The 14,397-nt window shown below is 73.0% G+C and carries 14 protein-coding genes; 7 read left to right on the top strand and 7 right to left on the bottom strand.

The genetic code is table 11. The features are described 5' to 3' along the window. Positions 1-42: 42 nt before the first annotated feature. Entirely contained in the window at positions 43-474 is a 432-nt protein-coding gene (locus HD595_RS10165) for a MarR family winged helix-turn-helix transcriptional regulator (protein WP_175600560.1), read from the bottom strand. 89 nt (positions 475-563) lie between these two features. On the opposite strand from HD595_RS10165, the gene HD595_RS10160 reads away from it, so the two are divergent. Then, positions 564-1,775 carry an MFS transporter gene (locus HD595_RS10160; RefSeq protein WP_253767883.1) on the top strand — a complete coding sequence of 404 codons (1,212 nt, stop codon included), beginning with the start codon at positions 564-566 and terminating at the stop codon, positions 1,773-1,775. On the opposite strand, the gene HD595_RS10155 is transcribed toward HD595_RS10160, so the two are convergent. From HD595_RS10155 to HD595_RS10145, 3 genes are all read right to left on the bottom strand, one after another. Further along, positions 1,715-2,221 carry a methylated-DNA--[protein]-cysteine S-methyltransferase gene (locus tag HD595_RS10155; protein ID WP_175587652.1) on the bottom strand — a complete coding sequence of 169 codons (507 nt, stop codon included), beginning with the start codon at positions 2,219-2,221 and terminating at the stop codon, positions 1,715-1,717. The genes HD595_RS10160 and HD595_RS10155 overlap by 61 nt on opposite strands. Then, positions 2,218-3,732 (bottom strand): DNA-3-methyladenine glycosylase 2 family protein, encoded by a 1,515-nt coding sequence (locus tag HD595_RS10150; RefSeq protein ID WP_253767881.1) that lies wholly within the window; start codon positions 3,730-3,732, stop codon positions 2,218-2,220. Before HD595_RS10150 ends, HD595_RS10155 begins: the two co-directional genes overlap by 4 nt. A 123-nt stretch (positions 3,733-3,855) precedes the next feature. Next, on the bottom strand, positions 3,856-5,148 hold the full coding sequence (locus HD595_RS10145) for an MFS transporter (protein WP_253767879.1): 1,293 nt from the start codon (positions 5,146-5,148) through the stop codon (positions 3,856-3,858). 61 nt (positions 5,149-5,209) lie between these two features. Between HD595_RS10145 and HD595_RS10140 the strand changes: the two genes are divergently transcribed. From HD595_RS10140 to HD595_RS10125, 4 genes are all read left to right on the top strand, one after another. Further along, positions 5,210-6,181: an ArsR/SmtB family transcription factor gene (locus HD595_RS10140; protein ID WP_253767877.1), complete on the top strand. Its 972-nt coding sequence runs from the start codon at positions 5,210-5,212 to the stop codon at positions 6,179-6,181. A gap of 44 nt (positions 6,182-6,225) precedes the next feature. Continuing rightward, complete coding sequence (locus HD595_RS10135; RefSeq protein ID WP_253767875.1) at positions 6,226-6,555, top strand: ArsR/SmtB family transcription factor; 330 nt, start codon at positions 6,226-6,228, stop codon at positions 6,553-6,555. After that, on the top strand, positions 6,552-6,821 hold the full coding sequence (locus tag HD595_RS10130) for a hypothetical protein (RefSeq protein ID WP_253767873.1): 270 nt from the start codon (positions 6,552-6,554) through the stop codon (positions 6,819-6,821). The genes HD595_RS10135 and HD595_RS10130 overlap by 4 nt, the downstream gene beginning before the upstream one ends. A 120-nt stretch (positions 6,822-6,941) precedes the next feature. Then, positions 6,942-9,194: an MMPL family transporter gene (locus tag HD595_RS10125; RefSeq protein ID WP_253767871.1), complete on the top strand. Its 2,253-nt coding sequence runs from the start codon at positions 6,942-6,944 to the stop codon at positions 9,192-9,194. Here HD595_RS10125 and HD595_RS10120 read toward each other — a convergent pair. The 3 genes from HD595_RS10120 to HD595_RS10110 form a co-directional block, all read right to left on the bottom strand. Then, complete coding sequence (locus tag HD595_RS10120) at positions 9,152-10,093, bottom strand: NYN domain-containing protein (protein ID WP_253767869.1); 942 nt, start codon at positions 10,091-10,093, stop codon at positions 9,152-9,154. The genes HD595_RS10125 and HD595_RS10120 overlap by 43 nt on opposite strands. Before the next feature lie 108 nt (positions 10,094-10,201). Beyond that, positions 10,202-10,402 carry an acyl-CoA carboxylase subunit epsilon gene (locus tag HD595_RS10115; RefSeq protein WP_253767867.1) on the bottom strand — a complete coding sequence of 67 codons (201 nt, stop codon included), beginning with the start codon at positions 10,400-10,402 and terminating at the stop codon, positions 10,202-10,204. Then, complete coding sequence (locus tag HD595_RS10110; RefSeq protein WP_253767865.1) at positions 10,399-11,982, bottom strand: acyl-CoA carboxylase subunit beta; 1,584 nt, start codon at positions 11,980-11,982, stop codon at positions 10,399-10,401. Before HD595_RS10110 ends, HD595_RS10115 begins: the two co-directional genes overlap by 4 nt. Before the next feature lie 36 nt (positions 11,983-12,018). On the opposite strand from HD595_RS10110, the gene HD595_RS10105 reads away from it, so the two are divergent. Both HD595_RS10105 and HD595_RS10100 read left to right on the top strand, forming a co-directional pair. Further along, a complete protein-coding gene (locus tag HD595_RS10105) occupies positions 12,019-12,813 on the top strand; it encodes an ABC transporter ATP-binding protein (RefSeq protein ID WP_253767864.1) in 795 nt (264 codons plus the stop codon). After that, positions 12,810-14,378 (top strand): hypothetical protein, encoded by a 1,569-nt coding sequence (locus HD595_RS10100; RefSeq protein WP_253767863.1) that lies wholly within the window; start codon positions 12,810-12,812, stop codon positions 14,376-14,378. The genes HD595_RS10105 and HD595_RS10100 overlap by 4 nt, the downstream gene beginning before the upstream one ends. Positions 14,379-14,397 lie beyond the last annotated feature (19 nt).

Genomic DNA, 14,397 nt, shown 5'->3' with positions numbered 1-14,397 from the left:
GGCCTCGGGCGGCACGCAGAGCAGCACCTCCGATCAGCGGGGTCAGGCGATGACGGCGGCAAGGGGAGCCAGCTCGGGCACCTCGGCCGCCTCCGCCAGCACCTCCTTCAGCACCGTGTCGTGCGTGGGCCCGGCCGCGGCGAGCAGTTCCCGCCCCTCCGGCGTCACCTCGGAGTAGATGCCGCGCCGGTCGTCCTCGCACAGGTACCTGCGGAGCAGGCCGCGGTTCTCCAGCCGGGTGACGAGCCTGGTGGTGGCGCTCTGGCTGAGCACGACCGCGCGGGCGAGCTGCTGCATGCGCATGTGCCAGCCGTCCTGCCGGGCGAGCACGTCGAGCACGGTGTATTCGCTCACACTCAGCTCGTGCTCCTTCTGCAGGGCCTTCTCCAGCCGGTCCTCGATCCGCGCGTGCAGCGCGGCGAGCCGGCGCCAGCCCTGGGCGCGGGCCTCGGCGGCGTCGTCGGGCAGCGGCATGTGACACCTCCCAGGCATCGTTGTATGGTGAGTTAGTCGGCGTGTGCAAATAATGTCCACGCTTACTAACGTCGTCTGAGGAGTATTCTATGCCTCTCGCTCTGTTCGCCCTCGCGATCAGCGCCTTCGGCATCGGGACCACGGAGTTCATCATCAACGGGCTGCTGCCCGAGTTGGCGGCGGACTTCGGCGTCACCATCCCGACCGCCGGTCTGCTGGTCTCGGGATACGCCCTGGGCGTGGCCGTCGGCGGCCCGCCGCTGACCATGCTCGGCGGGCGGCTGCCCCGCAAGACCATGCTGCTGGCGCTCATGGTGCTGTTCATCGCCGGCAACCTGCTCTCCGCGCTCGCCCCCTCGTACGGCGTGCTCATGGTGGGCCGGGTGCTGGCCGCCTTCGCGCACGGCGCCTACTTCGGCGTCGGCTCCGTGGTGGCCGCCGACCTCGTCGCGCCGCAGAAGCGGGCCAGCGCCATCGCGCTCATGTTCACCGGCCTGACCCTGGCCAACGTGGCCGGCGTGCCGGTCGGCACCTGGGTCGGCCAGAGTCTCGGCTGGCGGGCCACGTTCTGGCTGGTCGTCGTGATCGGCGTGGTGGGCTTCGCCGGCGTGCTGGCCCTGGTGCCGCGCCGGCCGCGCCCGGAGGGCGGCGTGCTGCGCGAGCTGGCCACGTTCCGTTCGGGCGCGGTGTGGCTGGCGCTGGCGATGACCGTGTTCGGGTTCGCCCCGGTGTTCGCGGTGATCACGTTCGTGGCGCCCATGATGACCGATGTGGGCGGGTTCTCCGCCGGCGCGGTGCCCGTGGTGATGGCGCTGTTCGGGGTCGGGCTCGTCGTGGGCAACCTGCTCGGCGGGCGGCTCGCCGACCGGGCCGTCATGCCGGCCATCTACGGCTCGGTGGGGCTGCTCACGGTGCTGGCCGTCGTGATCGCGCTGGTCGCGCGCAACCAGATCGCGTTCATGGTGGTGATCACGCTGTTCGGGGTGGCGGGGTTCGCCACGGTGCCGCCGCTGCAGACCCGCGTGCTGGACGCCGCGGCCGGCGCGCCCACGCTGGCCTCGGCCGCCAACATCGGCGCCTTCAACGTGGGCAACGCCATCGGCTCGTTCGCGGCCGGCCTCACGATCGAGGCCGGGCTCGGGTACGTGGCTCCCGCCTGGACCGCCGGCCTGCTCGGCGTCGCCGGGCTGGCGGTGGCGGCCGTGGCGGGATTCCACGCCCTGCGCGTACGGACCCGGGGTCAGGACGCGCGGTTCGCCGACTCGTGCGCGAGCAGCCACTCCTTGACCGGCACGCCGTAGAGGTAGCCGCCGTAGCCGCCGCTGCTGGGCAAGACGCGGTGGCACGGCACGAACGGCGCGATGAGGTTCTGGGAGCAGGCCGAGCCCGCCACCCGGGCCGCCGTCCGCGGCAGGCCGGCCCGCTCGGCCAGCTCCGCGTACGACACCGTGGTGCCCGCCCGGACCTCGCGCAGCGCCTGGTGGAGCCGCTTGCGGGTCGCGCTGCCCGGCTGCTCGACCGGGATCTCGTCGAGCGCGTCGAGGTCGCCGTCGAAGTAGTCGCGCACCGCCTGGCTGATGGGGCCGAGGTCGTCCACGACCTTCATGCCCTCGGCCTGGAGCTCCGGCGTGAGCCGGGCCAGCATCTCGCCGGGCTCGCCGGTGAAGCCGGCCGCGACCAGCACGCCCTGCCGTACGAGCAGGGAGAGGGAGCCGATCGGGGTGGGCAGGACCTGTGCTTCGATCATGATGAACTCCAGAGGTGCAGGGCGGCGTAGGCCCGCCAGGGCCGCCACCGCTCGATGTGGTCGTGCGGGATGCCCAGGGCGGCCATGCGCTTGGTGAGCACCAGGTCGCCGGTGGGCCAGGCGTCGGGATCGCGCAGCGCGCGCAGCGCGATGTAGCTGGCGGTCCACGGGCCGATGCCCGGGACGTCGAGCAGGGCCGTGACGGCCTCGGCGGGCTCCTGGCCGCCGTCGAGGTCGAGCGAGCCGTCGGCCACGCGGGTGGCCAGTTCCTTGAGGGTGACGATGCGGCGCCCGGTCAGGCCGAGTCCTTGCAGGTCGGCCTCCAGCAGCTCCCCGGCCGAGGGGAACAGCACGCCGGGCGCGTCGGGGTTCGCGCCGCCCGCCGGGCGGCCGGCGCGGGCGACGATGCGGCCGAGCAGCGTACGGGCGCCCGCGACGGAGATCTGCTGCCCCACCACGGCCCGCACCGCCAGCTCGAACCCGTCGAACGCCCCCGGCACCCGCAGCCCCGGCCGGGCCTCGACCAGGGGCTTCAGCGAGGTCTGCCCGAGCGCGTCGGCGATCGCGCCGGGGTCGGCGTCGAGGTCGAGCAGGCGGCGGCAGCGGGCCACGATCCGGGCGAGCTGCCGCGTGTCGTCCACCGCCACGTCAAGGGCGATGTGCCCGGGTCGCGGGGTGAGCGTGATGACGCCGCCGGGCACGGCCCGGCTGTAGGAGCCGGACGTGACCGTCTCCAGGCCCGGGATCGCGCGCGAGGTGAGGAACGAGAAGACGCCCTCCACGTCGTACGGCTCGCGCCGGTGCAGCCGCAGCCGCAGCGGCGACCCGACCGGCGCCGGCCTCGCCTCGTCCGTCCGTGACTCGGCGGTCCGGCCGGCGGTCCGGTCGGCGGTCCGGTCGGCGGTCCGGTCGGTGGCCCGGCCGGCGCTCCGGGTGGGGCCGCCGGCCGTGGCGCGCAGCTCGCTCGGCGTGAACCCGTACGTCTCGCGCATGGCCGCGTTGAACTGCCGCACGCTGCCGAACCCGGAGGCGAACGCCACGTCCGTGACCGGCAGGTCCGTCTCCGTGAGGAGCTGCTTGGCCAGCAGCAGCCGCTTGGTCCTGGCCACGGCCAGCGGCCCGACGCCCAGCTCGGCGACGAACAGCCGGTGCAGGTGGCGCTCGGTGATGTGCAGCCGCCCGGCCAGCCCGGCCACGCCCCGCTCGTCGGCCGCGCCGTCGTCGATCAGGCGCAGCGCCCGGCCGACGAGGTCGCCCCGCACGTCCCAGCCGGGGTCGCCGGGGGACAGCTCGGGCCGGCACCGCTTGCACGGCCGGAAGCCGGCGGCCTCCGCGGAGGCGGCGTGCCGGTAGAACCGGACGTTCCTGGACGCGGGGGTGCGCGCCGGGCAGATCGGCCGGCAGTAGATGCGCGTGGTCGTCACCGCCGTGTAGAAACGCCCGTCGAACCGGGCGTCCCGGGCGGAGACCGCCCGGTAACAGGAGTCGAAGTCGAGCTCAAGTGGTGACATGCCTACGACGTTATGCGCAGGCGCCGACCGGCGGCTGGCGGAAATCGGACCTCAGCGTGAAAGCGCAGGTCAGCAGGTCGTACGGGGTGACTGGCGGGAATCGGACCCGACCGCGGGGCGAGATCAACGCTGGTGGCGCAGCGGCGAGAGGACGACCGGCAGCCAGCTCAACGCCATGATCACCGCGCCCGTCCAGAGCGCCGCCCGCACGCCCCACACCTCGCCCAGCACCCCGGCGAGCAGCCCGCCGAGGCCGACGGCGCCGGTGAGGACGAGGCGCAGCGTGGCGTTCACCCGGCCGAGCATGCCGTCGGGGATCATCCGCTGCCGCACGCTGACCAGCAGCACGTTGTTGACCCCCGTGCGGAACGCCAGCACGAACCACGCCCCCGCCGCGGCCCACAGCCACGGGCCGCGGTCCAGGAACGGGACCACCAGCGCGGCCGGCACGGCGGCGAGGCTGACGAGCAGCGTCGCCCGCCCGGGGCCGAGGCGGCGGCCGAACAGGTGCGCCGAGAACGACCCGGCCAGCCCGCCCAGGCCGCCCGTCGCGAGGTACGCCCCGAGCACCCACTCCGGATAGCCGAGCTGCCGGACCAGGAGGACGGGCAGCAGCACCGAGCACAGGGGGAAGGCGAAGTTCGCCATGGCTCCCATCACCGACATCCCGACGAGGACGGGGCTGCCGACCAGGAAGCGCACGCCTTCGGCGATCTGCCGGCCCACGCCCTCGACGCGACCGGCCGCCGCGGCGCGACCGTCCGAGCCGTCCGAGCCGCCGGTCGGCGCGGTCCGGCCGGACGGCGGCTCGGGGACGTGGCGCAGCCAGGCCGCCGACCACAGGTAGCTGAAGGCGTCCAGCAGCAGCGCCAGCGGCGCGCCCACCGCCTGCGTCAGGATCCCGCCCACGCTCTTGCCGGTGACGTCCATGCCGGCCGAGGTGCCCACGAGCAGCGCGTTGGCCGCCGTCAGCCGGTCGCGCCCGACGAGCGCCGGCAGCACGCTCACGGCCGCCAGGTCGAACACCAGCGTCCCGGCCCCCACGAGCATCGCCACCGCGTAGAGCTGGCCCATGCCGAGCAGGCCCGCCCACCAGGCGACCGGCACGGACAGCAGCACGGCCGCCCGGGTCAGGTCCATGGCCACCATGAGACGCCGCCGCCGGGCGCGGTCCACCCAGACGCCGGCGGGCAGCCCGAGCACGAGCACCGTGAGCGTGCCGAGCGCGCTGAGCAGCCCCACCTCGCCGGGGCCGGCGCCGAGCGCGGTGACCGCGAGCAGGGGGAGCGCGACCTGGCTGATCTGGCTGCCGAGCCCGCTGACCGCGCCGGCGGTGTAGAGGTTGCGAAAGCCGCGTTGCCGCAGTAAGGCCGTCTCGGCGGGCGCGACGGGAGCACGAGAGGAGGTAGAGGTCATAGCTCCGACGATGCTGAAATATCGGGGCATAGCGCTATCAATGAAGCGAGGCGTTCATCCAATGCCCCTCACGCTGTCCTTCACCGCCCAGGACATGGCCAACATCCGCTTCGCCGTCTCGCCCATCGGCGAGGTCGTGGCCAGCGTGCGCGTGGTCAAGGACCCCGCCGCGCACCCGGCGCTGCGCCCCTGGGCCGATCAGGTGCGCCGCCGCCTGGCCGGCGTCGACTGGCGGCTGCTGTCGGACCTCGTGCCCGTGCCGACCGTCTCGATCGCCGGGTTCACCTGCACCCCGCCGGCCACCTCGACGCCCGACCTGGAGGTGGAACTGGCCACGATGCGGGCCGCCGGCGACCGCGTCCGCTCCGACCTCGACAGCGTGGGCGGCCCCCGCACCGCGCGCGTCCAAGCTCTGTACGACGACCCGGACCGGGGCCTCGAACGCCTCGCCGAGGAGGTCGGCGCCTACTGGGAGGCGGCCATCGCCCCGTACTGGCCGCGGATCAGGTCGCTGCTGGACGGCGAGGTCCTGCGCCGGGCCCGGCTGCTGGCCGAGGGCGGCGCGGACCGCATGCTGGCCGACCTCGACGACTCGGTCACCTGGCAGGACGGGCGGCTGCACCTCCGGCACCGCCACGTCTCCGGGGTGCGCTCGCTGCGCGGGCTCGGGCTGCTGCTGGTGCCGTGCGTGTTCGCCTGGCCCAGGGTCTTCTCCGTCACGACGCCGCCGTACCAGCCGACGGTCCGCTACCCGCCCCGCGGCGTGGCCACGCTCTGGGAGCGGAACGCCGTGGACGCCCCGGAGGCGCTGGCCACGGTGCTCGGCCGCACCCGGGCGCGGCTGCTGGCCGAGCTCGACCAGCCCGCCTCCACGCAGGACCTCGCCCGGCGCACCGCGCTGACCGAGCCCGGCGTGAGCCGGCACCTCGTCGCGCTGCGCGCCGCGGGGCTGTGCACGGCGCACCGCACCGGCAGATACGTCCTGTACGCGCGCACCGCGGTGGCCGAGGCGCTCCTCGCCCACCGCGCGTAGCAACACGTGCTAAGTTTTGTTGGCATGTGCCACTGGGCGTTGACATGACCGATCCCGCGCCGACGGGAGACGACCTGGTGCGGATGCTGGCCACCCTCTCCAACCCGCACCGGTTGCGCGTCGTCGCGGCACTCACCCGCGGGCGCAACTACGTCAGCCGGCTCGCGCGCGAACTGGACATCAGCCGGGCACTCCTCCAGGTCCACCTGAAGAAGCTGGAGGCGGCCGGCCTGGTCAGCTCCCAGCTCGAACTGTCGGAAGACGGAAAAGCGATGAAGTTCTACGAGACGAGACCTTTCTCGATCCACCTGACGCCGGACTCCGTCGCGGAGGCCGTGGAGACACTGACCGACGAGAAGGGATCGTCCCGGTGAACGAACACGAGTGGCAGGAGGTCATCGGCACCATCGGCATCTTCGTCCTGCTCACCGCCGTGATCATCACAGTGCTCTGCCAGGTGGCCGTCACCTGGCGGGCCAAGGCGCGGCTCGCGCGCGAGAGCGAGTACCGCGCGCTGGCCGAGAGCGCGGTCGCGGCGCAGCAGGCCGTCGAGCGGCGGCTGGAGGAGATGGGGCGGCAGGTCGCCGAAGTGAGCAGCCGTACCGACGCGATCGAGCGGATCCTCAAAGACGTCGAATGACCCCGTGAACAACCCTGGGCCGCCGAGCGGCAACTCGGCGGCCCAGGCACGGGGAGACGAACCACCTCGCCCAGGGCGAGTTTCCACAGGCACGTTCCACCAAGGACAGGAGAGCAGCCGATGCTGCCCGAAAGCAAATCCATCCATCCTCTCCCGCCCGCGCGGTCAGGGCCCCGCCCCGGCCTCGTCGAGACCGTCGCGAACTGGTCGGCGCGCCACCGCGCCCTCGCGATCGGCGGCTGGCTCGCGCTGGTCGCGCTCGCGGTCCTGGCGGGGGCGCTGACCGGCGGCCAAGCCGCGCGGGCCGTCGATCCGGGGGAGGCCGGCCGCGCCCAGCTCATGATCGACGAGCAGCGGGTGGAAGGCTCCGTACGGGAGAACGTGCTGATCCAGCCGAAGGAGGCGGGCGGCCGGCGGTTCGCGCACGACCCGGAGCTGCGCGAGGCCGCGGCGGACCTGGTGAGCCGGCTGCGGCGGACGGGGGCCGCTGTGCGCGACATCGGCTCGCCGAAGAGCGCCGACGGCGAGCGCTGGATCTCGCGGGACGGCGGATCGGCGCTGGTCACCTTCGAGGTGGCCGGTCCGGACGAACGCTTCGAGGACAACTACGCGGCCGCCGTGCGGGCCGTGGCGGAGGCCGGGGCCCGGCATCCGGGCGTGCGCTTCCTCCAGGCGGGCGACCGCAGCCTGTCCGCGGCCGTCAACGAGGGGATCAAGGACGACTTCGGGCGGGCGGAGCGGACCTCGCTGCCGCTCACCGTGCTCGTGCTGCTGGGCGTCTTCGGCTCACTGGTCGCCGCGGGCATCCCGCTGCTGCTGGCGGCGACCGCGCTGGCGGGCGCGTTCGGGCTGCTGCGGGTCGTCAGCCTGTGGGTGCCGTTCAACAGCGCCGCCTCGGCCATCGTGCTGCTGATCGGGATGGCCGTGGGCGTCGACTACTCGCTGTTCTACCTGCGCCGGCTCCGCGAGGAGCGGGCCCTGGGGAGAGGGGCGCGCGAGGCGCTGCGGATCACGGCGCACACCTCGGGACATGCCATCGTGGCGTCCGGCGTCACCGTGATGGTGTGCGCGCTGGGGCTCCTGCTGACCGGGGTGGACGTCCTCAAGGGACTCACCATGGGGACGCTGCTGGTCGTCGGCCTGTCCGTGCTCGGCTCCGTGACCGTGCTCCCGGCGCTGCTCGCCGTGCTCGGCGACCGGGTGGACCTGGCCCGCGTCCCCTGGCTGGGCCGGCGCCGGATCGCCGCCGTGGAGTCGCGCCTGTGGGGGCGGATCGCGCGGACGGTCGTCCGCCGGCCCGTGGTGACGGGCGCGGCGACGGTCGCGGTCCTGCTCGCCATGGCCCTGCCCGTGCTGGGGATCCGGCTGCAGGACGCGGCGGTGACGGCCAGCCTGCCGCCCGGCGCGTCGGCCGCCGTGGACGCCGCCTCGGCCATGCAGCGCGCGTTCCCGGGCGCGGCGACCGCGGCGCGGGTGGTCGTCGCCCGTACGGACGGCGGGCCCGTGGACGCAGCCGCCGCGCGCCGGGCGATCGGCGGGCTGCACCGTCAGGCCGCCGCGAGCGGCGGGCTCCTCCTGGAGCCGATCACCGCCGTGCCGGTCGGCCGGGCGGTGGAGGTGCGGGTGCCGCTGGCCGGCGCGGTCACGGACCCCGTGGCCGACCGCGCGCTGGCCGCGTTGCGTGAGCGCGCCCTGCCCGCGACGTTCGGCGCGGTGGACGGCGTCGCCTACGCCGTCGGCGGCAAGACCGCCATGCCGCACGACTTCGCCGAGCAGGTCAACGGCCGCACCCCGGCCGTCTTCGGGTTCGTGCTCGTGCTGGCGTTCGCGCTGCTGACGGTGACGTTCCGGTCCTGGGCCGTCTCGCTGGTCTCGATCGGGCTCAACCTGCTGTCGATCGGGGCCTCGTACGGGGTGCTCGTCTGGGTCTTCCAGGACGGCCACCTGGAGTCGCTGCTCGGGTTCACCTCGTACGGCGGGGTGGTGAGCTGGCTGCCGATGTTCATGTTCATCGTGCTGTTCGGGCTGAGCATGGACTACCACATCTTCGTGCTCAGCCGGATCAGGGAACGCCGGTTCGGCGGCGCCTCCGCCCGGGAGGCGGTGGCCGGGGGCATCGCGGCGAGCGCCGGCGTCGTCAGCGGCGCGGCCCTGATCATGACGGGCGTCTTCACCGTGTTCGTGACCCTGTCCGCCATCGAGTACAAGATGCTGGGTCTCGGCATGGCCCTGGCCATCCTGCTCGACGCCACCGTGGTGCGCGGTGTCCTGCTGCCGGCCGCGATGTCGCTGCTGGGGGAGCGGGCGTGGCGCGGCCCGCTCCCCGGCGCTCACTTCGACGAGACGCCGACCCCCAGGTCGAACTCCCGGTAGACCCGGGCCCAGAACCCGTCGCGCAGCCACACCCGGGCCTCGGGGAAGGGCCGCAGCGAGTGGCCCAGCTCCTTCTCGGCCTCGATCAGCAGCTCCGTGTCGATGACCGTGGGCAGGATCGGCCCGGGCAGCAGGTCGCGGATGTTGTCGCGGCCCCGCGTGAGGATCCACTTCTGCGCCACGTGCTCGCCGACGTCCTCCACCCGCGGCCGGCTGGGCCCCAGCTTGGCGACCTGGCCGGGCTTGACGTGCGGCTTGCTGGGCGCCCGTCCGGCGAACACCTGCGCGGGCGACGGCGCGGCCACCGGCGGGGCGACCGGGACGGGCTGCGGAGCGCGGCTGAAAAACGGCCTCAGGAAATCAGCGGAGATCACTTCGACGGTGTCGGACTCCCAGACCAGCCGCTCGGCCTGGTTGGTGCCGTACGGCGGCTCGACGCCCCACAGGTGGATGCGCACGCCGTACGCCTGGGCGGCCTCCACGGCGGGCACCATGTCCTCGTCACCGGCCAGCAGGATCGTGTCGGTCACCGCGTGGTGGCGGGCCAGCGCCTCCAGGTCGCTCCTGATCTGCGCGTCGACGCCCTTCTGCTGGCCGCGGGCGTTGAGGTTGCCAAGCCGTACCTTGACCCAGGGAAGCTGGGCGATGACCCGCTGGTCGACGGTGGGCACGCGGTCACGGGCGGCGTCATACCAATAGATCCGCAGCAGCTCACCGGAAATACGGGCCATCGCGTGTTTCTGCAAGCTCTGGATCAGCTCGTCCGCGGCCACCCGGTATTCTTTGCGTTCCTTGGCCCCCAGCAGGACTTCACCCGCGGCGGCGTACAGATATCCGACATCCACGAGGACGGCGTACTTGGCCGCCACAGGATGCGGCATGAGGTCTGGGATGGCCATGATGTCCTCCAGGCCGCAGCGTTAGTTGATCGGCCGACTATATACTCCTGCTTTTTTCTAGATAGTCCCAAGTCCCTGGGGAGTTGACACCCGTTTCCTGGGATCTCGCTAGGGCAGGGCGCTCATCCGCCAAGCCGCCTTCCCCGGAGACAGAGGCTTACGCATGCTTCGAGCTGGGTTTCGCCACAATCGCGGAGCGGGCGTGGCGGCCGGCCGCGCGGGCGCCGCCCGGGTGGCCAGAACGGCCACGAGCGCGGCGATCTCCTCGGGCGTGGCGTCGCCCCGGACGATCCTGAGGTGCGGCTTCATAGCGGGATGTTCCCATGCTTCTTGGCGGGGAGCGAGGCGCGCTTGTTGCGCAGCGCCCGCAGCGCCCGCACCACCTGGGCGCGGGTCTCCGACGGCTTGATCACGGCGTCCACGTAACCGCGCTCGGCCGCGATGTAGGGGTTGGCCAGCGTGTCCTCGTACTCCGTGACCAGCCGGGCACGCTCGGAGTCGGGGTCCTCGGCCGCCGCCAGCTCGCGCCGGTAGAGGATGTTGACCGCGCCCTGGGCGCCCATCACCGCGATCTGCGCGGTCGGCCAGGCCAGGTTGATGTCCGCGCCGAGGTGCTTGGAGCCCATGACGTCGTACGCGCCGCCGTACGCCTTGCGGGTGATCACGGTGACGAGCGGGACGGTCGCCTCGGCGTAGGCGTAGAGGAGCTTCGCCCCACGCCGGATGATTCCGTTCCATTCCTGATCTGTACCCGGGAGGAATCCCGGAACATCAACAAATGTCAGGATTGGGATATTGAATGCATCACATGTTCGTATGAAACGGGCAGCCTTCTCGGAAGCGTCGATATCCAGACATCCGGCGAAATGCATGGGCTGGTTGGCCACCACGCCCACCGACTGCCCGTCCAGCCGGCCGTACCCGACGACGATGTTCGGCGCGAACAGCGCCTGGACCTCCAGGAACTCCCCGTCGTCCAGCACGTGCTCGATCACCCGGTGCATGTCGTACGGCTGGTTGGCCGAGTCGGGGATGAGCGTGTCGAGCTCCGGATCGGGCTCCAGGTCGGCCGCCGCCTCGAACGCCGGAGCCTCGTCCAGGTTGTTCGAGGGCAGGTAGGACAGCAGCGCCTTGACGTACTCCAGCGCGTCGTCCTCGTCGGCGGCCTGGTAGTGGGCCACGCCCGACTTGGTGTTGTGCGTGTGCGCCCCGCCCAGCTCCTCGAACGTGACCTCCTCGCCCGTCACCGTCTTGATCACGTCCGGGCCGGTGATGAACATCTGCGAGGTCTGGTCCACCATCACGATGAAGTCCGTCAGCGCGGGGGAGTACACGTGCCCGCCCGCCGCGGCGCCCATGATGAGCGAGATCTGCGGGATCACGCCCGAGGCGTGCACGTTCCGCTTGAAGATCTCCGCGTACAGGCCGAGCGCGACCACGCCCTCCTGGATGCGCGCGCCGCCGCCCTCGTTGATGCCGATGATCGGGCAACCGGTCTTCAGCGCCATGTCCAGCACCTTGACGATCTTCTCGCCGTACACCTCGCCGAGCGAGCCGCCGAACACGGTCACGTCCTGCGAGAACACGCAGACCTGGCGCCCGTCCACGGTGCCGTGGCCGGTGATCACGCCGTCGCCGTACGGCCTGCGCCGCTCCAGCCCGAACATCGTCGAGCGGTGCCGGGCGAACTCGTCGAACTCCACGAACGAGCCCTCGTCCAGCAGCGCCAGCACCCGCTCCCGGGCCGTCATCTTGCCCCGCGCGTGCTGCTTGTCCACCGCCGCGGCCGAACCGGCGTGCACCGCCTCGTCCAGCCGCCGCTCCAGATCGGCGATCTTCCCAGCCGTGGTGTGGATGTCCGGCAGTTCTGGTATGGCGTCCGCAGTCATGCGCGCAAGGGTAATCCCTCCTCCTAGAGTGGATCCATGACGGACGCGGTTCGCACGCACGCTCTCCTCAAGCGCTACGGACCGCAGGTCGCGGTGGCGGGCGTCGACCTGGTCGTCCCGGCGGGCAGCTTCGCCGGGCTCGTCGGTCCCAACGGCGCCGGCAAGACCACCACCCTGAGCATGGTCACCGGGCTGCTGCGCCCCGACGGCGGCCGAGCCGAGGTGGGCGGCCTCGACGTGTGGCGCGACCAGCTCCAGGTCAAGGCGCGCATCGGCGTGCTGCCCGAGGGCCTGCGGCTGTTCGAACGGCTCTCCGGCCGCGAGCTGCTGCTCTACTGCGGCCGGCTGCGCGGCATCCCCAGGGCCGACGTCGAGCGGCGCGCCGCCGAGCTGCTGCGGGTCATGGACCTGGAGGACGCGGCGGGCAAGCTCGTCGTCGACTACTCCACCGGCATGCGCAAGAAGATCGGCCTGGCCGCGGCGCTGCTGCACAACCCGGCCGTGCTCTTCCTGGACGAGCCGTTCGAGGGCGTCGACCCGGTCAGCGCCAGCACGCTCACCGAGGTGCTGCGCCGCTACACCGCCTCCGGGTCCACCGTCATCTTCTCCAGCCACGTCATGGACCTCGTCGAGCGGCTGTGCGACTGGGTGTCGGTCATGAGCGGCGGGCGCATCGTGGCCCAGGGCCCGATCGGCGAGGTGCGTGGCGGGCACAGCCTCAACGAGGCGTTCCTGCGGCTCGTCGGCGGCCCGCGCACCGGCGGCGACGCGGGCCTGTCCTGGCTCGGCGCCCAGCCCGCCAGCCCACCGGCTTCCGGGGAGGAGGGGTGATCGGCACGGCCGCGCTGTTCGCGCAGCTCAAGCTCCGCCTCATCGCCGGGGCCCTGCGCGGCGACCTCCAGCGCAAGCTCGGCTTCGTCCTCACCCTCGTCATGGCCGCCGGCGTCGCCGTGCTCGGCTTCGGCCTCATGACGCTCGTGCGCCTCGCGCCGCGCGACGTCGCCACCGACGTCGTCATCGTCGCCTACACCGCCATCCTGGTGGGCTGGATGGTGGTGCCGCTGCTCGCGTTCGGGCTCGACGACACGCTCGACCCGGCGCGGCTGGCGCTGTTCCCGCTGCGCACGCGCGACCTCGCGACCGGCCTGCTCGCCGCGTCGGCCACCGGGGCCTGGCCGGTCGCCACGCTGGCCGTCGTCGCGGGCGCGCTGGCCGGCCTGGCCGACGGCCCGGGCGGCGCGCTGGTCGGGCTGGTGGCCGTGCTCCTGCAGTTCGCGCTCTGCCTGGTGCTGTCCCGGCTGGTCACCACCTCGCTGTCGGGCGCGCTGCGCACCCGGCGCGGTCGCGACCTGCTGGCCGTGGCCGCGCTGTTCGTGGTGCTGCTCGCGCAACTGCCCAACCTGCTCCTCAACGCCGGCCTCGGCGACCCCGGCGCCATGCTGCGCGGCGCGGCGGGCGTCCTGAGGTGGACGCCGCCGGGCCTGCTGGCCCACGCGATGGCCGACGGCGGGCTCACCGGCCTGGCCGAGGTGGCCGTCGTGGCGCTGCTCGTCGTGCTGGCCGCCTGGCTGTGGATCAAGGCGCTGAACCGGGCGCTGGTCACCCCCGACGCCTCCACCCAGGCCGCCTCCGTGCGCGAGGGCGGCGGGCTGGCCGACCGGTTCCTGCCCGACGGGCCGCTGGCGGCCGTGGTCGCCAAGGAGCTCAAGTACCTGCGGCGCGAGCCGCGCTTCCGGGTGCTGTGGTTCAGCGCGATCGCCGTGAGCGGCGTGATCGCGTTCTCGCTCAGCAGCAACACCCCGGGCGGGGCCGGGCCGTGGCTGCCGGTCGCGGTCACCTCGATGGCCGCCGTCATGATCGCGCTCCAGTCCGGCAACCTCTTCGGCATCGACGGCCCGTCCCTCTGGATGAACGTCATGGCCATCGGCTCCGAGGAGGGCTTCCGCACCGACCTGGCCGGCCGCCACCTGGCCGGTGCCATCGTCGCCACGCCGCTGCTCCTCGTCGTCTCCGTGGCGGCGTCGCTGTTCACCGGGCATCCCGGAGCGATCCCCCTGGCCTTCCTCGCCGCGTGGGGCGCGCTCGGCGTCGGGCTCGGCGTCGGCGCGGTCACCAGCGTCGTCATCCCGTACACGGTGCCCGAGCGCATGAACGCCTTCACCGGCGCCGCGCCCGGTCAGGGCGGCCAGGCGTTCGCCTCCGCCATGGGGGCGTTCGCCGGGATCTTCGCCCTGTCGCTGCCGCTCGCGATCCCGATCGCGCTCGGGCTCGGCTGGCTGTGCGCCGTCGCCCCGGTGTACGGCCTGCTGGTCGAGACGCTCGGCCGCCGGCTGGGCGCGACCATCGGGTTCGCCCGGATGCCCGAGCTGGTGGCCGCCGTGTCCAAGCCCACGTGAGCAGTGGTCTAGTCCATTA

The sequence above is a fragment of the Nonomuraea roseoviolacea subsp. carminata genome (assembly GCF_024172185.1).
Classification (GTDB): Bacteria; Actinomycetota; Actinomycetes; order Streptosporangiales; family Streptosporangiaceae; genus Nonomuraea; species Nonomuraea roseoviolacea.
This window is presented reverse-complemented; position numbering and strand designations above follow the sequence as displayed.